Annotated in this window: 19 protein-coding genes; 4 read left to right on the forward strand and 15 right to left on the reverse strand. The window is 66.6% G+C overall.

Annotated features, from left to right (window positions below):
* Positions 1–126: 126 nt before the first annotated feature.
* Genes AC23D4_RS09350 through AC23D4_RS09360 form a run of 3 tightly spaced genes read right to left on the reverse strand, consistent with a single transcriptional unit; the run spans position 127 to position 3,115 of the window.
* Complete coding sequence (locus tag AC23D4_RS09350; RefSeq protein ID WP_472888335.1) at positions 127–1,446, reverse strand: sensor histidine kinase; 1,320 nt, start codon at positions 1,444–1,446, stop codon at positions 127–129.
* 48 nt (positions 1,447–1,494) lie between these two features.
* Complete coding sequence (locus AC23D4_RS09355) at positions 1,495–2,304, reverse strand: helix-turn-helix transcriptional regulator (RefSeq protein ID WP_472888336.1); 810 nt, start codon at positions 2,302–2,304, stop codon at positions 1,495–1,497.
* Between the two features lie 25 nt (positions 2,305–2,329).
* The gene (locus AC23D4_RS09360) at positions 2,330–3,115 is read right to left on the reverse strand and encodes a response regulator transcription factor (RefSeq protein ID WP_472888337.1); all 786 of its coding nucleotides are present in this window, start codon (positions 3,113–3,115) and stop codon (positions 2,330–2,332) included.
* A gap of 682 nt (positions 3,116–3,797) precedes the next feature.
* Here AC23D4_RS09360 and AC23D4_RS09365 point away from each other — a divergent pair.
* From AC23D4_RS09365 to AC23D4_RS09380, 4 genes are all read left to right on the forward strand, one after another.
* Positions 3,798–4,304, forward strand: coding sequence for a hypothetical protein (locus tag AC23D4_RS09365; protein ID WP_472888338.1), 507 nt, complete (start codon positions 3,798–3,800; stop codon positions 4,302–4,304).
* A 113-nt stretch (positions 4,305–4,417) separates the two neighbouring features.
* Complete coding sequence (locus AC23D4_RS09370; RefSeq protein ID WP_472888339.1) at positions 4,418–4,822, forward strand: hypothetical protein; 405 nt, start codon at positions 4,418–4,420, stop codon at positions 4,820–4,822.
* Positions 4,823–4,852: 30 nt separating this feature from the next.
* Positions 4,853–6,592: a DUF4384 domain-containing protein gene (locus tag AC23D4_RS09375; protein WP_472888340.1), complete on the forward strand. Its 1,740-nt coding sequence runs from the start codon at positions 4,853–4,855 to the stop codon at positions 6,590–6,592.
* A 47-nt stretch (positions 6,593–6,639) separates the two neighbouring features.
* Entirely contained in the window at positions 6,640–7,797 is a 1,158-nt protein-coding gene (locus AC23D4_RS09380; RefSeq protein WP_472888341.1) for a tetratricopeptide repeat protein, read from the forward strand.
* Between the two features lie 202 nt (positions 7,798–7,999).
* Here the strand turns inward: AC23D4_RS09380 and AC23D4_RS09385 are convergent, their stop codons facing one another.
* From AC23D4_RS09385 to AC23D4_RS09440, 12 genes are all read right to left on the reverse strand, one after another.
* Entirely contained in the window at positions 8,000–8,560 is a 561-nt protein-coding gene (locus AC23D4_RS09385) for a methylated-DNA--[protein]-cysteine S-methyltransferase (protein ID WP_472888342.1), read from the reverse strand.
* A 17-nt stretch (positions 8,561–8,577) separates the two neighbouring features.
* The gene (locus AC23D4_RS09390; RefSeq protein WP_472888343.1) at positions 8,578–9,483 is read right to left on the reverse strand and encodes an SDR family oxidoreductase; all 906 of its coding nucleotides are present in this window, start codon (positions 9,481–9,483) and stop codon (positions 8,578–8,580) included.
* Positions 9,484–9,511: 28 nt separating this feature from the next.
* A complete protein-coding gene (locus tag AC23D4_RS09395) occupies positions 9,512–10,003 on the reverse strand; it encodes a GNAT family N-acetyltransferase (RefSeq protein WP_472888344.1) in 492 nt (163 codons plus the stop codon).
* A complete protein-coding gene (locus AC23D4_RS09400; protein ID WP_472888345.1) occupies positions 10,000–10,935 on the reverse strand; it encodes a glutathione S-transferase family protein in 936 nt (311 codons plus the stop codon). The genes AC23D4_RS09395 and AC23D4_RS09400 overlap by 4 nt, the downstream gene beginning before the upstream one ends.
* A 14-nt stretch (positions 10,936–10,949) precedes the next feature.
* Positions 10,950–12,662, reverse strand: coding sequence for an acyl-CoA dehydrogenase family protein (locus tag AC23D4_RS09405; protein ID WP_472888346.1), 1,713 nt, complete (start codon positions 12,660–12,662; stop codon positions 10,950–10,952).
* Positions 12,663–12,772: 110 nt separating this feature from the next.
* Positions 12,773–13,786: an NADP-dependent oxidoreductase gene (locus AC23D4_RS09410; protein WP_472888347.1), complete on the reverse strand. Its 1,014-nt coding sequence runs from the start codon at positions 13,784–13,786 to the stop codon at positions 12,773–12,775.
* A 23-nt stretch (positions 13,787–13,809) separates the two neighbouring features.
* Positions 13,810–14,607 carry an SDR family NAD(P)-dependent oxidoreductase gene (locus AC23D4_RS09415; RefSeq protein ID WP_472888348.1) on the reverse strand — a complete coding sequence of 266 codons (798 nt, stop codon included), beginning with the start codon at positions 14,605–14,607 and terminating at the stop codon, positions 13,810–13,812.
* On the reverse strand, positions 14,607–15,032 hold the full coding sequence (locus AC23D4_RS09420; RefSeq protein WP_472888349.1) for a PaaI family thioesterase: 426 nt from the start codon (positions 15,030–15,032) through the stop codon (positions 14,607–14,609). The genes AC23D4_RS09415 and AC23D4_RS09420 overlap by 1 nt, the downstream gene beginning before the upstream one ends.
* A complete protein-coding gene (locus tag AC23D4_RS09425) occupies positions 15,033–15,824 on the reverse strand; it encodes an SDR family oxidoreductase (RefSeq protein ID WP_472888350.1) in 792 nt (263 codons plus the stop codon). It abuts the gene before it with no gap.
* A gap of 24 nt (positions 15,825–15,848) precedes the next feature.
* Positions 15,849–17,672 (reverse strand): acyl-CoA dehydrogenase, encoded by a 1,824-nt coding sequence (locus AC23D4_RS09430; RefSeq protein ID WP_472888351.1) that lies wholly within the window; start codon positions 17,670–17,672, stop codon positions 15,849–15,851.
* A gap of 145 nt (positions 17,673–17,817) precedes the next feature.
* Positions 17,818–18,786, reverse strand: coding sequence for a Bug family tripartite tricarboxylate transporter substrate binding protein (locus tag AC23D4_RS09435; protein WP_472888352.1), 969 nt, complete (start codon positions 18,784–18,786; stop codon positions 17,818–17,820).
* A gap of 47 nt (positions 18,787–18,833) precedes the next feature.
* Complete coding sequence (locus tag AC23D4_RS09440; RefSeq protein WP_472888353.1) at positions 18,834–19,166, reverse strand: AtuA-related protein; 333 nt, start codon at positions 19,164–19,166, stop codon at positions 18,834–18,836.
* Position 19,167: the final 1 nt, after the last annotated feature.

Genomic DNA, 19,167 nt, shown 5'->3' on the forward strand with positions numbered 1-19,167 from the left:
GTCGTCCTGCCCGCACGGTGGGCGGGGCTTCAAGAAGGGGCGCAGTTTGCCACAAGCCGGGCGGCCCTCGCCCCAATGGACACCCCGTGCCAACCACGGGCGGTGCACAAGCCGCAGGCATCGTCGCTACGGGTCCGGATGCCCCGACACGTCCGAAGAAAGGCCCTGCGCCGACGCCGCCGGCTGCGCTCGGAAGGCCGGGTCCGGGCAGGGCAGCGTCAGGTGGACACGCGTGCCATGGCCGGCTGCGCTCTCGATCTGCAGCGTGCCCCCCATGTCCAGGGCCCGGCGCTGCATGCCGGCCAGGCCCTTGCTCCGGGCGGCCTGGTGACGCCGCTGCCCGTCAAAGCCCCGGCCGTTGTCCACGACGGTCAATTCAATGCGCCGGTCCGCTTCGTCGTATTCGCACACCACGCGGATCTCGGTCGCCTGGGCATGGCGCATCACGTTGGCGATGGCCTCCTGTGCAATCTTGAGAAACTGCGTGACGGCGTGCGGCGACAGCTGCTCCATGGACGGACTGTCCTCGATGTCCCACACCATGGCAATGCCCGTGCGCTCCAGGCAGGGCTGAACCCGGTAACGCAGCATGGCCAGCGCTTCGAGCGGATGGGTCACGTCCTCGTACAGGCCGTCCACCATGATCTTGAGGTCCAGCAGGCATTGCTCCAGCGACAACGCGAGCGCCCTCTGCTCCGGGTCCCGCGCATCAAGCGACGACAGGATCGCCACCAGGTGGGCGCCCACGCCATCGTGCACGTCCTGGGCAATGCGCTGCCGCTCCTCATGACCGCCCTCTTCTTCGGCGGCGGCTGAGTGCTGAAACGGGACACCCCGGCCTCCGAACCGCCCGGACAACATCCACCAGGCGCACACCAGAGCGGCCGGATAGGTATACGCACCCGCCGGAGCCAGCCACGGAACCGCTGCCACGGGCCACACGGCAACCAGGGCACACAGCATCAACAATGCCGACAACAGAAATCGCCCCCAGGCCACAGACCTCGGGCGGCGCAGGAGCGGTCGCGCGAGCACGACCAGCAACACACCCACAAAAATGAGGTTGAACAACCGCCAGACGGTCAACCAGGCGGCCAGCGAGGTGGCAGCCCAGAGCCACAGCGACAACACACCGCCCAGCGCCTGCGTCCCAACGAGGCCCCAGAAGCGTTGCGAAGACAGGGGCACAACCATCAGCACCAGCACGGTGGCCGCCGAGAGGCACACCTGGAGTCCGATGCGCTCGACGAACAGGTCGACGGCGTCGGGTGGCTCGTCGGCGAAGCGCCCGATCCACAACATGTACACCACCCAGGCCAGCAGTCCGCAGGCCATGGCCACGTCAGCGCGCTTGCTCTCGCGCCCGCCGCCGTAAACCGTCAGGAACCCAACAGTCAGTGTGACCGAGAAGAGTCCGACCAGGGGGCCGATGTGGTGTGACGACATGCTGGACCTGTAGGCATCATGCGTTCAGGTCAACCGGTCGAGGCCGGATCAGATCAACCTCTGGTGCGCCGCCAGATTGACCGCCTGGGCGCGTGACTTGACGTGCAGCTTGCGGTAGATGTTGCGGATGTGGGTGTTGACCGTCTGCACGCTGAGCGAAAGCTTGGTCGCGATCTCATTGCTGGTGTGTCCTATCGCCACCAGCCGGAGCACTTCGCGCTCCCGATCCGACAGGGCCTGACGGGCCGAACCATCACGCTCCAGCACCGGCAGCTGCGATGCGGGCTGCTCCAGCTTCAGCAACAGCCGGCGCAACAGCCCGGCAAAAAACACCACATTGAGCACCTTCCACGCCAGGTAGCTGACGTCGTTCCCCCTTGGTTCGAGAAAACTCCACACCAACAGCACCAGACTCAAGACGGCATACGCCAGCCAGAGCGCTCTCGCCCGCGCAGACAGCGCCGAAACGCTGACCAGCAGCAGATGGGCGACGGCGGCCACCGCCAACTGGTAGGTGATGTGGATCGGGAGGCCCGAAACAGGGGTATTGCTGGCCACGCCCGACCAGGCGGCGATCAACGCGAGCACGAGCCAGATCAGCGCATTGACCACCATGGCCAGGTCTTGCGGTCGGCGCTCTTCAGGCGCAGCGCTGTAGCGCATCTTCACCGTGGCGACCGCAGCGATCAGGCCCGCCAGCAGGCTCAGCGCCCAGGTGGCATGGTGCAACAGCCGGGCCGGCGCCAGCCCTTCCTCCAGAAAGCGGGGCGCAACGATCTCCACCAGGGCCGACAGCGTCAGCGCGAGCACCGGGACCGCCCAGATTCGGGTCCCCGGACGCAGGACGCCACTCAGCATGGTCCATCGCAGCCGGCGCTGCGCCTCATATCAACCCACGATCGGTGGCAAAGCTCACGGCCTGCGCACGGGTCTTGACCTGCAGCTTGCTGTAGATGTTGCGCACATGTGCATTCACGGTCCGCACGCTGATGCCGAGCCGGCCCCCGATCTCGGCACTGGTGTAGCCCGATGCCACCATCTTCAACACGTCGCGCTCGCGGCTGGAGAGCTTCATTCGGCTGATCTGGCCCGTTTGCCCGGCATCGCGCGGGTCCAGCCGGTGCAACAGGCGTCGCGCGAGACTCGGCGTGATCGAAGCTCCTCCATTGACCACCTGGAGCACCGCCTGCGGGAAATTGCCGAACCAGGAGTTCTTGATCAGGTAGCCCGTGGCACCCAGCTCAAAGGCCTGCAGAACCTGCGGTTCGTCTTCAATGGCGGAGATCACCACCACTTCGGCACCCGGTCGGCTTCGCTTGGCGAGCTCGATCAACTCGAACCCCGTGCCGTCACCCAGATTGAGGTCCACCAGCAGCACATCGAACTCATGCAGGGCGATCTTGCGGCGCGCCTCACGCACACTGCCCGCCTGGGCAACCAGTGTGATCCGGTCATCGGCGAGCAACTCCTGCGCCATCACATGCCGAACGAGTGGGTCGTCGTCCACCAGCAGCACCCTCACCGGTTGTTCCGTCTGCCCCACCATGAAGTCCGGCCAGATGGAGGGCGGGTTGTCACGCATCGCAAAGGCGTTGCCGGATCGGCTCAACACAGCCTTGTGGTTCGGGTTCACGCCCGATGGCGAGGCGGTTTTGATCGGTGTGTCCATACGTTCCATACGTGCATCCCTCAGTGAGTCTTTCAACCATGTATGCCGCAGTTCAAATTACAACGAAATATTTCGTCCAGAGTTGCCTATGCTCAATGCGACACCATTGCGTCTGGATTTTTTCATTGCGCCAAGGCCGTGGACAAGCCCCCGATGAAGTAAGGAGTCTGCTCAACGGATCCATGAAGGCCCCCCTTGGGGCTGCTGGCCTGGCCCGTAATCAGCGGTGTTGCTTGCAACAAAATCATTTCGTTACGACACCAGCGAGCCAAAAACCAAGATTTAGTGTGCTTTTGTGCTCACTGAAAGTGCGAATTTGATACAGAGCGACGTATTTTTACACCTTGTTTTCTAAATGTTTCTTGTGTTTCATTTAGATACTAGTTACTTCTTACGCCCTCTTTCAGACCCGCCCAGAAGGTTGAAAAACCGCGAATTCAGAGGGCTGGCAAGGGGTGATCGCATGCCCCGCCATGTGGACACCGCTGGACAAATGCAGTAGTCATTTGTGACGCTGGTCGCAACTTCGCCCACTGCCCAAACTGGAGCCAGACAACGCCAGACGGGCCGCAAAAACCCTACCGAGGGCAAGCCCTCCCGCCAGGCCGAGTCGATCAGGCTGGTGGCCAGGAATCCTCCGAGCCACTTGGGAAATGTGAATCCACTTTTTTGAGGAACCATCATGAAAAAACTTGCCATCATCGCTTTCGCAGCCCTTGCCACCTCTGCCTTCGCTGGCGGTGGCGGCGGTGGCGGCGGGGGGGACACATGCACGGAATGCCCGGAAATCGTCATCGACGGGAAGTCGTTCCAGGCCGTGGCCGCCACCTCTTCCCTCTTCATGAACCTGGCCAACGGCGAAGACGCCTACGCACAGCAAAACGTGTCCAGCAACTCCGGCAACGTGACGGTCGAAAAAGGCGCCGAGTCGGTGCAGCTGACCGCAGCCCGTGGCTCGGTCGTGGCCAACCTCGCCCTGGGTGACGAGGCCTACGCCAGCCAGAACGTGTCGTCCAACATTGGCAACGTGACCATTGATGGCAAGTCGTGGCAGATCACCGCGCTGAACCGTTCCGGCGTCGTCAACGTGGCGACGGAAGGCACCAAGGCGATCCAGAACATCGCCAGCAACAACGGCTGCGTGGCTTGCAAGCCGACGGCCGCAAGCCACGGCGGTCCTGGTCGCTGAACGTCCCCTGCTCCAGCGCCCCCTGCATCTGTGCGGGGGGCGCTGTCTTCTGATTCCATGACTTCAGGAGGACAACCATGAAAAGCACTCCAGTGCGAGCGGGGAAATGGATCATGACCATCACCATGTTCCACCTGCTCTCTGCCCAGATGGCGCACGCCGCTCCTGGCGAAGATCCGATTCAACTGAACGGTCCCGTCAAGTACGTGGCCATGCCCAGCGGACCTCGGCAGCAGTCAGGCGGCATGGACGGCCCCACCGACATTCCGGCCTGGATGCGTGCGCGCATCAACCGCTATGTGGCCAAAGCCTATTCCGCGACGGCGGAAGACGGATCCATCTACACCGACAGCGATGTGGTGACCACGGTCCAGACAGAAGGTCTGCAAAAGACCTGCGTCCAGGAGGTCGGATCCAGCAGCGTTCCCACTGGTGACAGCCTGGGCACGCGCTACGGACCGCAGACGCGAGATCAGGTTGTGGTTCTGCGCGGCGACCTGGTCAACGTCTGCCGGTAAAAACGAAAACACCCAGAGGGCGAGGACATCATGGACATCCTGCACATCGGCACCCGGACTCTGCGCCAACAGAGGCGCCGCCTGGTCGCAACATTGCTGGCAACCCTGTTGCTGATGAGCGGTTGTTCCACCCCCATGGACGCCCGAAAGGATGCCAGCTTCCAGTCCTATGCGCACGCTTCGGACCGTCCGACCACCCGGCCAGTGCGTTCACTGTCGAGCTTCTCGGACTCGCTGATGTGCATGGACCGGCTTTTCCGTGATGCCCAGATACCCACCACACTGATCACCAGCAAACAGATTCCCGATTTCTCCGGACGCGTCCCGGTCGCAACCAAGGACATGATCATCACCGCCATCTCGCAGATGTCCCGGCTGAGCAACGCCTTCAGGTACGTCGACTTCGAGGTGGACATTGCCCGCCAGGACACGGTGCAGAACCTCACCACCATCCTGCTCAACAACAACCAGATCCGGCTGCAGCGCCCGGCGCTGTATGTCTCGGGCGCGGTGGCCTTCGTCGACCAGAACGTGATCAACAACCGTTTCGACGTGGGCACCTCGGCCTCGCGCCTGGAGACCGGCTACAGCCGGGACAAGAGCGCCACCATCATCGGCATGGAGCTGCACCTGGGTGACTTCCGCTCGCGCACGCTCATTCCAGGGCTCGATTCGGCCAACGAAGTGATCGTGGGTGCCGGAGGACAGGGGCTGGACCTCGCGGGTCGCATCAGCGACTACGGCTGGCAATTCAACGTCGGGCGCGACTACACCCAGGGTTCGGGTGCCGCCGTGCGCACCTTGGTCGAACTGGCCATGATCGAGCTGGCGGGCAAGTGGGCACGCGTGCCCTACTGGCAATGCCTGACGCTGGAGCAAAACCACCCGGACTTCCAGCGCCAGCTGCGTGACTGGCACGACGAAGGCACGACCGCCGTGCAGCAGGCGCTGGTGATGAAGTCGCTGCGCAGCGGCGGCTACCTGAGCGCTGAAACCGCGAAGCTGCCGGTCAACCACCCCACCGTGCGGGCCGCCCTGGCCAAATACCAGGCCGATCAGGGCATGGTGGTCACCGGCGTGGTGGATTTCATGACCTACGAACGGGCCCTCAGAAACTACGTGACCCTGGGTGACCAGGGCCAGTTGCTGCGCGTGGGATGGAACACGGTCAACACCGAGCCCGCGATCCCCAGCGTGGCCGATGGCCAGGTCACCGCGGCCCCCACCGGCCCTGCGCTGGGCGCAGAAGCCGACCCGCTGCACATGAACCTGCAGATAGAGAACCTGGTGGCCGACAAGACGGTGTTCGAGCAAGGCACGCAGATCTTCCTCTCGGCCACGGTGTCACGCGCTTCGCACCTCTACTGCTACATGCAGGCCTCGCAGGGCGGCATGATCCGCCTGCTGCCCAACGCGACCAACCCCTCGTCGCTGGTGTCGGCCAACCAGACCGTGCGCATCCCCGACTGGATGGTGCCCAGCCCCGGCTTTGTGCTGGACGCCGGCCAGCCGGGCGAAGAGGCGGTGATGTGTTTTGCCACGGGCGAAGACGTGCTGCCGCGCCTGCCCGAGGCCATGCAGGCGCCGGGTCTGGCGGTGATCGCCGGCATGAGCGGCATGGACAGCATCGAAGCCGCGTTCAGCCAGGCCACCGAAGGCGGCATGCCGGTCGCGAAGCAGCGCATGCAGTGGCGGGTAACGCCCAAGCGTGCTGTGCCGGTGGCGGCTCCCGCACCAGCGCCAGCTTCAGCCGCGGCGGCAAAGCGCTGAGCCGGCAAGCCGCGCAACGCCACCCCATCGGCTTCGAACGGCATCCCATGGGACCCGAGTCCACCGCCCGCAGTGACGCGCAGCCGGCGCGCCGGCTTCGGTACGCCCTTGCCTCGTTGCTGTTCACAGCGGTGGTCCCGCTCGCCCTGGCCACCGGCCCCGTCCCCGCTGCAGCGCCGATCCGAGCGGAACCCCTGGAGGCCGCGCCGATCGAGGCCGCCCCCCTCCACGCCGACCCCATCGAGGTCACACCACTGCACCAGGCGCCGATCCGCCTGCCGGATGCGCCCGACACGGCAGTGCTCGCCGAACTCGATGCCTTGCGCCGGGTCGCCACCGGCCGCACGCGCGCGGCCGGACAGGCCGCCTGGCAACTGGGCCTCATCCACCTGCACGGTGCCGGTGTGCCACAGGACAGCGGCGAGGCGCAGAAGTGGTTCGAACGGGCACACCAGCAGAACGCCGGCATCGCCCTGGCCGGGCTCGCCTGGTGCGAGATCGACGGTTGTCAGGGTCCGGCCAACCCGGCGGCGGCCCGCCAGTGGCTGGCACCGCTGCGCCGCACCCACCTGCCCCGCGCCCAGTACCTCGAATGGCTGGTGGCCGCCCGTCTGGCGCCCCTGCGCCTGGCCCGACCGGGCGTGGACACCGACGCCATCGACGAACCGCTCCCGGCGAGAGCCCTGCTGCAGCGGGCGGCACGGGCCGGCGACGTGCATGCCCTGATCGAACTCGGCATGGAGAGCGTGGCGGCCGGGCGCGACACCGAAGCGCTGCAGTACTTCCGCGCCGCTGCGCCGAAATCGGCCGTGGCGGGCACCAACGCCGCCATCGTGGCCGACCAGTTGCAGATCCCCCGGAAGCCCCAGCCCGATGCATCGCGCCTGCCGCTGGAACTGCTGAACCAGGCCCGGCGCCACCACCGGGGGGAAGGCACGCCAGTCAACTACACCGAAGCCATCCGCTATTACCGCCTCGCCGAGGCACAGGGCAGCGCCGAAGCCCGGCGCATGCTGGCCCTGATCTTTTCCCGCCCGCTGGTCAACGGGGGTCTGGATGTGGCCTGGATCAAGCAGCTCGGCGAACTGGACCTGTCACAGGAAACGCCCAGCCGGCGCGCAGGCGGCGGCCAGCGCCAGTTGCAGCGCGAAGCCACGCCGCTGATCGACTTCTTGCCCGAAGCCTGGCGCAACCGCATGCCATGAAAAGGCGCGGCGCCGAGCAAACACCGGCCACGCTCCCGCAACGCCACCCCGATCTCGGGCGCTCGGCGAACGGGGCTTCTGGGTTGCGCTGTTCGGCGACACAGCCCCAGCGCGAGTGCACCAGGTGCTGGCTCGGCGGGGCCGACGCTGCAGCGGTAGTCCACCACGCGGATGGCGCCCGACAGCAGCTCGGTCGCGGTGATCACGCACCGTCTCCGTCGAACAGGCCGGGCTCGCCGCCGATCTGCGCGCCTTCGATCTGCAGCATGCGCAGCTTGGTGGCCACGCCGCCGCGGGCCGAGAAGCCGCCCGAGCGGGCGCCCGCCGCCAGCACGCGGTGGCAGGGCACGACCGGGGCAAACGGGTTGTGGCCCAGGGCCTGCCCCACGGCGCGCGCCAGGCCGGCATCGCCCAGGGCCTGGGCCATCTCGCCGTAGGTGCGGGTCTGGCCGGGCGGTATCGCGCGGGCCATCGCATAGACCTCGCGCTGGAACGGCGTGAGGCGCGCCATGTCGAGTTCGATCTCGCGCAGATCGCTGCGCGACCTGCCCTCCAGCAAGGCCTGAACGCCGTCGATGGCGGCCTGCACGGTCGCCGGCGGCGGGGTCAGCCCGGGCAGCGGCGGCAAGCCTTTCAATAGCCGCGCACGCGTGCGCGCCGCGTCGGCCTCGGGCAACTGGACCGCGACCACACCCCCCGGCCCCCAGGCGATGCCGCAGACACCGATGGCGGTGTCGAACAGGGTGTGGCCACCGTCGTCCATGGCCGTCCCGGTCTGTGTCACACGGCGCGCAGCGCTGCGCGCAAACCCACGCCGATCTCGGGCCGTTCAAGGAACGGGTCGGCCGGGTTGGTCTGGTTGACGATGCCCTCCATGCGCGCTCGCACATTGCCCAGCGCCTTGGGGTGGCTGAAGATGTAGAACTGGTCGGCCGCGATGGCGTCGAACACCTTCTGCGCCACCTCGGCCGCCGTGACCTTGCCCGAGCTCACCGCCTTGTCGCTCATGGCCTGGCCGATCAGCTGGCTCTGCGTGGCTTTTTCGTCGGCCAGCTCGGCGGGTTTGTTGCGGTGGCTCTGGCTGATGCCGGTGGGCACAAAGTACGGGCACAACACGCTCGCGCCGATCTGGTCGCTCACCAGCTTCAGGTCCTGGTAGAGCGTTTCGGTGAGGCTCACCACGGCGTGTTTGCTCACGTTGTAGATGCCCATGTTGGGCGGCGTGAGCAGGCCGGCCATGCTGGCGGTGTTGACGATGTGGCCCTGGAACGAAGGGTCGGCTTTCGCGGCGGCGAGCATCAGCGGGGTGAACAGGCGCACGCCGTGGATCACGCCCCAGAGGTTCACGCCCAGCACCCATTCCCAGTCCTTCACCGAGTTTTCCCAGACCAGACCGCCCGAGCCCACGCCCGCGTTGTTGAAGACGAAATGCGGCGCGCCGAAGCGCTGCACCACGTCGGTGGCGAGGGCTTCCATCTGCTCGGCGCTGGACACGTCCACACGTTTGGCGAGCACCTGCGCACCGGCCGCGATCAGCTCGGCCGCGGCCTGGTCCAGCGCGTCGGGCTGCACGTCGACCAGCACGAGGTTCATGCCGAGCTGGGCGCCGATGCGTGCGCACTCCAGGCCGAAGCCCGAACCCGCACCGGTCAGTACCGCTGTCTTGCCTTTGAAGTCTGAAATCATGTGGTTGTCTCCGGGGTATTTTGAGGTTTCAGCGGCGCAGCATTTCCAGATGGGGAATGCCGTCTTCGATGTAGGGCTTGTTGTCCGACACGAAGCCGTGGCGGTTGTAGAAGGCTTCGAGGTGCGCCTGCGCGCCGATGCGGATGGGCTGCTCGCCCCACAGCGCGATCAGTTGGCGCACCGACTCGGCCATGAGCGTGTGGCCGATGCCCCCGCCGCGTGCCGATGGCGCGGTGACCACGCGGCCAATGCTGGCCTCGGCGAACGCAAGGCCGGTCGGTACCAGGCGGGTGGACGCAAGCAGATGGACTTCACCCTGTTCGTCCACGGTCTCGCCCAGCAGGTGCATGCACTGCGCGTCAAGCCCGTCCATGTCCAGGAACACGCAGCGCTGCTCCACCACGAAGACTTCTGAGCGCAGGCGCAGCAAACGGTACAGGGTGTCGGCCGACATGGCGGCGAACGGCAGGCAGCGCCACTGCACGGCGGCGCTGCGGGGGAGCACGGTCTGGCCGCTCAAGCGCGCACTTCCTTCAGCACATAGCCGATGCGCGGGAAGTGCACATGCAGGCGACCGGCGCGGTCGTCGTGGCGCTCCAGCGTGTAGTGCGTGCGGGTGGCGGCGCGCAGCGTGCCTTCGGTGGTCTCGGTGCCGAAGCTCTCGGCGGCCACGGTCACGCGGCTGCCCAGCGCGACGCCGTGGTCGTCCTGGAAGGCTTCGTCGGCCAGCGGCGCGGGATCGGCCGCCGCAGCCACCGCGATGGCCTCGGTAGCCGTGAACTTCGCCGGCTGGCCGTGGCCCAGCGCGGCCATGCGGTCCATCCAGGCCAGCACACCGGGCGTGGTGTCCAGGATGCCTGCCATGGCCGGATTCACCACACGCGTGAACCACAGCGGGTGGTAGGCCGCAAAGTCGGCGATGCAGGGCGCGTCGCCGAACAGGAAGGGCTGCTCGTGCAGCATGTGGGCGATTCGGCGCAGGTAGCTGCGGTAGGCCGAAGCGGCATCGCCCGCGCGCAGGCTGGTCATGCCGTTGCGCATGGCGCTGCGGTCGGCCGCGAAGGCCTGGCCCACTTCGGGCGGCTGGCTGCCGAACATCGCGGCCGCACCTTTGGGGCTGAGGGTGTGGCCCATGGCGGCCCAGAACAGCGTGCTGTCGGCCCACTGGGCCAGCACGCGGGCCATGCCCTTGTGGTGTTCGGGGTAGAGCGTGGGCGCGGGCTGGCGGTGTTCGAGCACGTCGCAGATCAGCGCGGTGTCGCAATAGATGTCGGCACCGATCTGCAGGAAGGGCGTGCGCCGGTACCCCCCGGTGAGCGCCACCACGTCGGGCTTGGGCATCACGCTGGGAATCAGCACGCTCTTCCACGCAAGTTGCTTGTGGCCCAGGATCAGCCGCACCTTTTCCGAGAAGGGCGACATGGGGTAGTGGTGCAGGATCAGGTCCGACATGGGGTCTCCAGAATTCAGCGCGGTTGGGCTCTTTGAATGATGGCATCGAAGTCAACGCCAGAACCCAGCGAGCCGAAGCAGTGGCCCCAGTGGCCGGCCAGACGCGAATCGCAGAAGGCGCCGAACACGGCGCCCGGCGCGGTCTGCGCCAGCAGCGCGGCCTGCACGGCCAGCGCCACGTCCTGCGCCAGGCGGCGGGCCTCCATCTCGGTGGCCATCTGTTCCACGCGGATCGGCAGGCTCTCGGCCAGGTGGTCCAGCGCGGTGTGCATGCCCCGGGCCGGGGCCAGTTCGTGCGCGAGCGCGGCGGCGGCGTCGGCTTTTCTCAGCGCGCGCAGCAGGTCCAGCGCCATGATGTTGCCCGCGCCTTCCCAGATCGAGTTCACCGGCATCTCGCGGTAGATGCGAGCCATGATGCCCTCGCCACCCTCTTCCACGTAACCGTTGCCGCCGAGGCATTCCATGGCTTCTTCAGCGAAATGGCTGCCGCGCTTGCAGATCCAGAACTTGGCCACGGGCGTGAGCAGGCGCTGCATCGCGCGCTCGTGTTCATCCTCCGGACGGTCGAAGCTGCGCGCCAGCCGCAAAGCCAACGCCGTGGACGCCTCGGACTCCAGCGCCAGATCGGCCAGCACGTTCTTCATCAGCGGCTGATCGATCAGCTTCTTGCCAAACGCCATGCGCTGACTCGTGTGGTTCAGTGCGATGGACAGCGCCTGGCGCATGAGCCCGCTGGTGCCCAGCGCGCAGTCCAGCCGCGTCATCGTGCCCATGGCCAGGATCTGCGGCACGCCGCGGCCTTCTTCGCCCACCAGCCAGGCGGTGGCGCCGGCGAACTCCACCTCGGAGCTGGCGTTGGCCTTGTTGCCGAGCTTGTCTTTCAGGCGCTGGATGAAGAGCTGGTTCAGCGTTCCATCGGGCAGCACGCGCGGCAGGAACAGGCAGCTCAAACCGCTGGGCGTCTGCGCGAGGATCAGGAAAGCGTCGCACATGGGCGCCGAGAAGAACCACTTGTGGCCGGTGACGCTGAAGCGCTGGCCCCAGTGATCGCTGCCCGCGGGCACGGCCTGCGTGGTGTTGGCGCGCACGTCCGAGCCGCCCTGCTTCTCCGTCATGCCCATGCCCATGGTCACGCCGGCCTTGTCTTTCCAGAGCTTCAAAGCCGGGTCGTAGCCGCGGCTGGTGAGCTGCGGCGCCCAGTCGGTGTAGATGGCGGGGTTGTCGCGCAGCGCGGGCGTGACCGCGTAGCTCATGGAGATGGGGCACAACGTGGAGGGCTCCAGCTCGGTGAAGAGCATGAAACCGGCGGCGCGGTGGATGTGCGCCCCCACGCTCCCCACTCCGTGTGGTTCGCTGCCCCCCAAGGGGGCTGTCGCGCCTTGGGGCGGCCCGACGTCGCGACGGCTGGCGGTGCCCCAGGGCGTGCCGTGCAAACCCGCCGCCGTGGCAGCCGTCATCAGCGCGTGGTAGCTCGGGTGGAACTCCACCTGGTCGATGCGGTGACCAAAGCGGTCGTGGCTTTTGAGCTGCGGCGTGAACACGTTGGCCAGGCGCGCGTGGGTCTGCATCTCGGCGCTGCCCACCTGCGCGCCGAGCGCCTGCAAAGGCGCGGTGTCGAGCGCGGGCGCATTGAAGCGCAACGCATCCTGCATCGCCCGGTTGGCAGCGAACAGGTTGATATCCACCAGCGGCTCAACCTGGTTGAACACTTCATGGGTAGCGTTCATCACAACTCCTTTTCGAGGGCGATGCCTTGATCAAGGCCGCCGCGGAACCGGCTTTGCCGGGCCGCCAGCGGCGCCCCCTTGAGGGGGTCGCGCGCAGCGCGGCGGGGGTGTTACAGCCTCACCAGCTGCTTGCCAAAATTCTTGCCCTTGAGCAAGCCCAGGAAAGCCTCGGGCGCGTTTTCGATGCCTTGCGCAACCGTCTCGCGCGGCCGCAGCTTGCCGGTGGCCACCAGCGTGCCCAGTTCGGTCAGCGCCTCGGGCCAGACCTCCATGTGTTCGCTGACGATGAAGCCCTCGATCTTCAGGCGGTTCACCAGGATCAGCGCCGGGTTGGTCAGCGGCAGCGGCGCGCCGTCGTAGCCGGCGATCATCCCGCAGATGGCGATGCGGCCGAAGGCGTTCATGCGCAGCAGCACGGCGTCGAGGATCATGCCGCCCACGTTCTCGAAGTACCCATCAATGCCGTTCGGGCAGGCCTCCTTGAGCGCCTTGGCCAGCGAGTACATGTCCTTGTGGAGCTTGTAATCGATGCAGGCGTCAAAGCCCAGCTCTTCGACCGCGTACTTGCATTTGTCGGGTCCGCCCGCGATGCCGACCGCGCGGCAGCCGCGCGCCTTGGCCAGCGCGCCAAACGCACTGCCGACCGCGCCCGTCGCGGCGCTGATGACCACCGTCTCGCCGGCCTTGGGGTTGATGATCTTCACCAGACCGTACCAGGCGGTCACGCCCGGCATGCCGACCGCGCCGAGATAGTGCGAGAGCGGCACGTGCGTCGTGTCCACCTTGCGCAGCGCCCCCGGCTGGTCCGCATTCACCACGCTGTATTGCTGCCAGCCACCCATGCCCACGACCTGGTCGCCGGCATTGAATTTGGGGTGCTTCGATTCCACGACTTCACCGACGGTGCCGCCGATCATGACCTCGCCCAGCGGCTGCGACGCCGCGTAGCTTTTGCTGTCGTTCATGCGGCCACGCATGTAGGGGTCCAGGCTCAGGTAGTGGTGTTTCACGAGCACCTGACCATCGGACAGGGCGGGCGTCTCGGTGGTCACGAGCCTGAAGTTGTCGACGGTGGCTTCGCCTTGCGGGCGGTTGTCGAGCAGGATCTGTTGGTTGCTGGGCATGGGGAATGTCTCCTGGGTGTGTTTCAAACAGAGGGACGGCGCAGCGTGGGCAGGCCGACGCCGGCGGCATCGAAGCCGCCGTCGACCGCCAGCACCTGGCCGTTGATGTAGCTCGCTTCCGGGCTGCACAGGAAGCCGACCGCGTTGGCGATCTCTTCCATGCTGCCGTAGCGCGCGAGCGGGATGGTGTCGTGGTAGTCGGCGCGGATGGCGGGTGTGTGCACCTTCTTTGCCATCTCGGTCTCGACCGGGCCGGGCGCGATCGCGTTGACGCGGATGCCGGCGTTGCCGTACTCCACCGCCTGCTGGCGGGTCAGGTGGATCAGCGCCGCCTTGGAGGTGCCGTAGGCCACGCGCAGCGTGCTGGCCCGCAGCCCCGAGATGGACGCGATGTTGACCACCGCGCCGCCGCCGTTCTTCAGCATCAGTGGCGCGCAGGCCTGGGTGCAGATGAAGGGGCCATCGAGGTTGGTGGCCATGACCCAGCGCCACTCGTCGTATGTGGTGTCACCGATCGGTTTGAAAGTGGCGACGCCCGCGTTGTTGACCAGCGCGTCGAGCCGCCCGAAATCCGAACCGATGCGCTGCACGGCGGCCGCCACCTGCGCGGGGTCGGACACGTCGCCGTGGATCACCAGCAGGTGGTCGGCGCGCGCACCCAGTTCCTGGCGCAGCGTGGCTTCGGTGGCGGTCAGTGTGATCGCGTCGTTGTCGATCACGGCGACGCGGTAGCCCTGGTGGAAGAACCAGCGGGCGATGGCCAGACCAATGCCGCGGGCGGCACCTGTGACGAAGGCGACAGGAGGGTGTGAGGACGTCATCAGTCGGTCTTCAAGGTATTGAGGGCGTTCGTGGACTTGCCCACCGGCAGGCGCGGCACGAACTTGAAGGTGCCGGTGGCGTGGGCGCAGAGCTTGCCCTCGGCATCGAAGATGCTGCCTTCGGTGAAGGCCATGGTGGCGGTGCGGTGCAGCAGCTTGCCTTTGGCGAGCAGCGGCCCCTTGGCCGCGCGCATGAAGCTGGTTTTCATCTCGATGGTGACGCAGCCCATGGCCGGCTCCACCGAGCGCCCGGCGTGCGCCATGACCACGTCCAGCAGCGTCATGCTGGCACCGCCGTGCACCACGTTGAACGAGTTTTCATGCTCGGGCCGGGGCGCAAAAGCGATCTCCGCCTCGCCGCCTTCGAACTTCTGCAGTTCGAAGCCGAGCAGTTCGACAAAAGGAATGTGAACCGAGAACTCCACTCAACCTCCTGTGATCACGCTCACGCCGCCATCGACGGCGAGCCATTGCCCCGTGATGTGCTTGCCGGCATCCGACGCGTACAGCACGGTCAGGCCCTTCAGGTCTTCGTCGTCGCCGAGGCGGCGCAGGGGCGCGTGCGAGGCCAGCTTCTCTTCGCCCATGGCCTTCAAGGTCCCCTGCGTCATCTTGCTCGGGAAGAAGCCCGGGCAGATGGCGTTGACCCGGATGCCATGTTCGCCCCACTCGGCGGCCAGCGCACGGGTGAAGTTGATCACCGCGCCCTTGGAGGTGTTGTAGGCAATCGTCTTCATGCCCGAGGGGTTGCCTCCGAGGCCGGCGATGCTGGCGGTGTTGATGATGCTGCCGGTGCGGCGCGGGATCATGCTCGCCTTGGCGATCAGCTGGCTCAGCAGAAAGTAGCTGCGCACGTTGAGGTTCATCACCTTGTCCCAGGCTTCGAGCGGGTGGTCTTCGGCCGGAGCGCCCCAGGCCGCGCCGGCGTTATTGATGAGAATGTCCACGTCGCCCACGCGCTGCAGGGTTTCGCTGGTGAGGCGGCGGATGTCTTCGTCGAGCGAGCAGTCGGCGGCGATCCAGCGCGCGTCGATGCCGGCGGCCTGCAGCTCGGCCGTGGCCTCTTCCAGGTCGGTGGCCTTGCGCGAGCTGATCACCACGCGCGCACCGGCCTCGCCGAGCGCGTGGGCCATCTGCAGGCCCAGGCCACGCGATCCGCCGGTGACGAGCGCCGTCTTGCCTTTGAGGTCAAAGAGTTGCTGGATGTTTCGGGTCATGGGGTGTCTCCTGTGGATGGGTGTTCAGAAAGCGGCTTCGGGCAACTCGGCACAGGTCAGGTCGCGTTCGCGAACCACCTGCAACCAGGCACCGATCTTGGGCAACTCGTAGTGAAAGAAGAAGCGTGCGGCAGCCAGGCGCCCAGTGCGCGCGCTGCTCTCGCTGGCATCCCGCGAGGCCAGCGCCACGTCCAGCCAGATCCAGGCCAGCACCGTGTGGCCAAAAGCCTGCAGGTAGGGCACGGCGTTGGCGAGTGCATGGCCAGGGTTGCCGGTGGCCCAGGCGGCTTTCGTCGCCGCGCCCACCTGAGCCAGTGCCTGACCCAGCGCGTTGGCGTGCGCCGCGAGTTCGGGCACCTGGATTGCGCGTTGAATGGTGGCGTTGATGCGGCCGGCCAGCAGCTGCAGGCCCTTGCCGTTTTCCATCAGCACCTTGCGGCCCAGCAGGTCCATGCCCTGGATGCCGTGCGTGCCCTCGTGGATCATGTTCAGGCGGTTGTCGCGCCAGTACTGCTCGACCGGGAAATCGCGCGTGTAGCCGTAGCCACCGTGGATCTGGATCGCCAGCGAATTGGCTTCCAGGCACCACTCGCTGGGCCAGCTCTTGGCGATGGGCGTGAGCACTTCCAGCAGCAGGCGCGCTTCGTCGGCCGCGTCCGGCGCGCCGGTGTGCTGTTCGTCCACCAGGCGGGCGCAATAGAGTTCCAGCGCCAACGCGCCTTCGCAGTAGCTCTTCTGCGCCAGCAGCATGCGCTTCACGTCCGCGTGTTCGATGATGCGCACCTGGGGGGCCGCGGCGTCTTTTCCGCCTGTTGTGACCGGTCGCCCTTGCGGCCGGTTCTTCGCATAGTCGAGGCTCGCGTGGTAGCCCGCCATGCCCAGCATGGTGGCCGCCATGCCGACGCCGATGCGGGCCTCGTTCATCATGTGGAACATGCACTGCAGGCCCTTGCCGGGCTGGCCGACGAGGTAGCCCACCGCGCCGGCTTCACCGCGCACCGGGTACTTGCCCTCGCCAAAATTCAGCAAGGTGTTGGTCGTGCCGCGCCAGCCGCATTTGTGGTTCAGGCCCGCGAGCGCCACGTCGTTGCGTTCGCCGGTGGGCTGGCCTTCGGTGTCCACCAGCTTCTTGGGCACGATGAAGAGCGAGATGCCTTTGACGCCGGGGATCAGCTTGCCATCGGCGTCGGGAATCTTGGCCAGCACCAGGTGGATGATGTTCTCGGTCAGCTCGTGTTCGCCGGCCGAGATCCACATCTTGTTGCCTTTGAGGCGGTAGCGCGGGCCGAGTGGATCGGCTTCAAAGCCCTCACCATCGGGCACGGCACGCGTCACCACGTCGCTGAGCGACGAGCCGGCCTGCGGCTCGCTCAGGCACATGGTGCCGGAGAAGCGGCCACTGAATTCGTTGAGCGCAAACACACGCTTCTGCGCCTCTGTGCCGTGTTTCATCAGCAGGTTGGCGTTGCCGGTGGTGAGCATGCCGCTGCCGATGCTCACCGAGGCCATGGCGAAGAAGGCGTTGGCCGAAGCCTCCACCGTGTAGGGCAGCTGCATGCCGCCAATCTCATAGTCCTGCGCTGCGCTGAGCATGCCGCTCTCGGCGTAGGCTTTCTGCGCGTCGTGCGTGGCCTGCGGCAGGATCACGCGCTCGCCGTCGAACTGCGGCTCCTGCGTGTCGACCAGGCGGTTGAAGGGCGCGTACTTCTCGCGTGCGATGCGCTCGCAGGTGTCGAGCACGGCGTCAAAGGTTTCGCGGCTGTGGTCTTTGAAGCGCTCGCGCTGGTTGAGCGATTCAGCGGCCAGCCAGTGATGCAGCAGGAAATCGAGGGTGGGACGGAGGCTCATGGCAGCAGTCGGTGCAGAAGGACGCTGTAGTGTGCCGTCCGCACGCGTGGGAGCAAGGGGAACGGCCCAGCCAAAGGGTGAATTTCGTCCCTCGCGGGACAGTCGGCTGCGGGACAGCGCCAGCGGGCACCGTCCCGCGCAGACCTCACTGCGGTTCGATCTTGGCGTCCTTGATGGCCTTGGCCCACTTGGCGGTTTCGGCCACGCTGCGCTTGGCCAGGTCGGCGGGGGTACCGGGTTCGACCGCGAAGCCGATGCCCGCGAAGCGGTCCTGGATCTCCTTGCTGTTGGCCGCTTCGTTCACCGCCTTGTTGAGCTTGGCCACGATGTCGGGCGGCGTGCCCGCGGGCGCGAACACCGCGAAGTAGGCGATCAGTTCGTAGTCTTTCAAGCCCAGCGCTTCGTTGACCGTGGGCAGCTCGGGCACGGCCGGCGAGCGCTTGGACGACGTCACCGCCAGGCCGCGCACCTTGCCCGCTTTCACCTGCGGCAGCATCACCGCGAAGTCGGCGCTGAACATCTGCACCACGCCGCCGATCAGGTCGGTCATGGCGGCCGGGCCGCTCTTGTAGGGCACGTTGGAGAGCTGGATGCCGGCCATGCCCGCCATCATCTCGGTGGACACGAGTTGCGAGGTGCTGGCGCTGGCGAAGTTGATGCTGCCCGGCTTGGCCTTGGCCATGTCCACCAGCTCCTTCAGCGTCTTGGCCGGCACGTCGTTGTTGACCGCCATGATCAGCGGCACCGAGCCCATGTAGGCCACGGGCGCAAAGGCGGTGTCCTGGTCGTAGGGCAGCTTCTTCATCAGGCTCTTGAGCGCGGCGTTGGTGCTGTTGGTGCCGATCAGGATGGTGTAGCCGTCGGGCGCGGCCTTGGCCACCGCGTCGGCACCCAGCAGGCCGCTGGCGCCGGGCTTGTTGTCGACCACGATGGTCTGCCCCAGCGACTCCTGCATCTTCAGCGCGAAGGCGCGGCCGATGGTGTCGGTGGCGCTGCCGGCGGCAAAGGGCACGACCGCCTTGATTGGCCGGTCGGGCCAGGCCTGGGCCAGGGCGGTGGAGGAACACGCCAGCGCAGTGGCGGTGATGGCCAGCAATCGGAACACAGGACGCATGAAAGTCTCCTCGGGGTGGTTGTGAAAAGGCAAAGTCAGTGTAGGGCTCAGAGCGGCAGATCCAGCACCGCCGCACTCAGGGTTTTACCGTGGGCGTCGAGCGCCAGCGAACGCGTGACGCCGCCGCCCAGGGCGTCGAACATCACGAAATGCACCGCCGCGAGATCAGGCAAGGTGTAGCGCTGCACCGGCCCCTGCACCACGCCGGCAAAGTGGGCCTGCACCCGCTCGGCGCTGAGCAGGCGCTCCAGCTCGGGATAGTCTGCGGGGTTCAGCGCGATCACGCTGAGCGTGGCGCGGTTGCCCTTGTCGCCCGAGCGGGCGAGCGCGATGTCGCGCAGCGTGCGGCGTGGGGATGTTTTTTGGGACGGTGCTGTCATG

Source organism: Hydrogenophaga sp. L76 (assembly GCF_057654755.1).

Excerpts from the sequence above, each read along its gene's own strand:
- AC23D4_RS09350 (WP_472888335.1), bottom strand. The coding sequence starts at position 1,446 with ATGTCGTCACACCACATCGGCCCCCTGGTCGGACTCTTCTCGGTCACA.
- AC23D4_RS09355 (WP_472888336.1), bottom strand. The coding sequence starts at position 2,304 with ATGCTGAGTGGCGTCCTGCGTCCGGGGACCCGAATCTGGGCGGTCCCG.
- AC23D4_RS09360 (WP_472888337.1), bottom strand. The coding sequence starts at position 3,115 with ATGGACACACCGATCAAAACCGCCTCGCCATCGGGCGTGAACCCGAAC.
- AC23D4_RS09365 (WP_472888338.1), top strand. The coding sequence starts at position 3,798 with ATGAAAAAACTTGCCATCATCGCTTTCGCAGCCCTTGCCACCTCTGCC.
- AC23D4_RS09370 (WP_472888339.1), top strand. The coding sequence starts at position 4,418 with ATGACCATCACCATGTTCCACCTGCTCTCTGCCCAGATGGCGCACGCC.
- AC23D4_RS09375 (WP_472888340.1), top strand. The coding sequence starts at position 4,853 with ATGGACATCCTGCACATCGGCACCCGGACTCTGCGCCAACAGAGGCGC.
- AC23D4_RS09380 (WP_472888341.1), top strand. The coding sequence starts at position 6,640 with ATGGGACCCGAGTCCACCGCCCGCAGTGACGCGCAGCCGGCGCGCCGG.
- AC23D4_RS09385 (WP_472888342.1), bottom strand. The coding sequence starts at position 8,560 with ATGGACGACGGTGGCCACACCCTGTTCGACACCGCCATCGGTGTCTGC.
- AC23D4_RS09390 (WP_472888343.1), bottom strand. The coding sequence starts at position 9,483 with ATGATTTCAGACTTCAAAGGCAAGACAGCGGTACTGACCGGTGCGGGT.
- AC23D4_RS09400 (WP_472888345.1), bottom strand. The coding sequence starts at position 10,935 with ATGTCGGACCTGATCCTGCACCACTACCCCATGTCGCCCTTCTCGGAA.
- AC23D4_RS09405 (WP_472888346.1), bottom strand. The coding sequence starts at position 12,662 with ATGAACGCTACCCATGAAGTGTTCAACCAGGTTGAGCCGCTGGTGGAT.
- AC23D4_RS09410 (WP_472888347.1), bottom strand. The coding sequence starts at position 13,786 with ATGCCCAGCAACCAACAGATCCTGCTCGACAACCGCCCGCAAGGCGAA.
- AC23D4_RS09415 (WP_472888348.1), bottom strand. The coding sequence starts at position 14,607 with ATGACGTCCTCACACCCTCCTGTCGCCTTCGTCACAGGTGCCGCCCGC.
- AC23D4_RS09425 (WP_472888350.1), bottom strand. The coding sequence starts at position 15,824 with ATGACCCGAAACATCCAGCAACTCTTTGACCTCAAAGGCAAGACGGCG.
- AC23D4_RS09430 (WP_472888351.1), bottom strand. The coding sequence starts at position 17,672 with ATGAGCCTCCGTCCCACCCTCGATTTCCTGCTGCATCACTGGCTGGCC.
- AC23D4_RS09435 (WP_472888352.1), bottom strand. The coding sequence starts at position 18,786 with ATGCGTCCTGTGTTCCGATTGCTGGCCATCACCGCCACTGCGCTGGCG.
- AC23D4_RS09440 (WP_472888353.1), bottom strand. The coding sequence starts at position 19,166 with ATGACAGCACCGTCCCAAAAAACATCCCCACGCCGCACGCTGCGCGAC.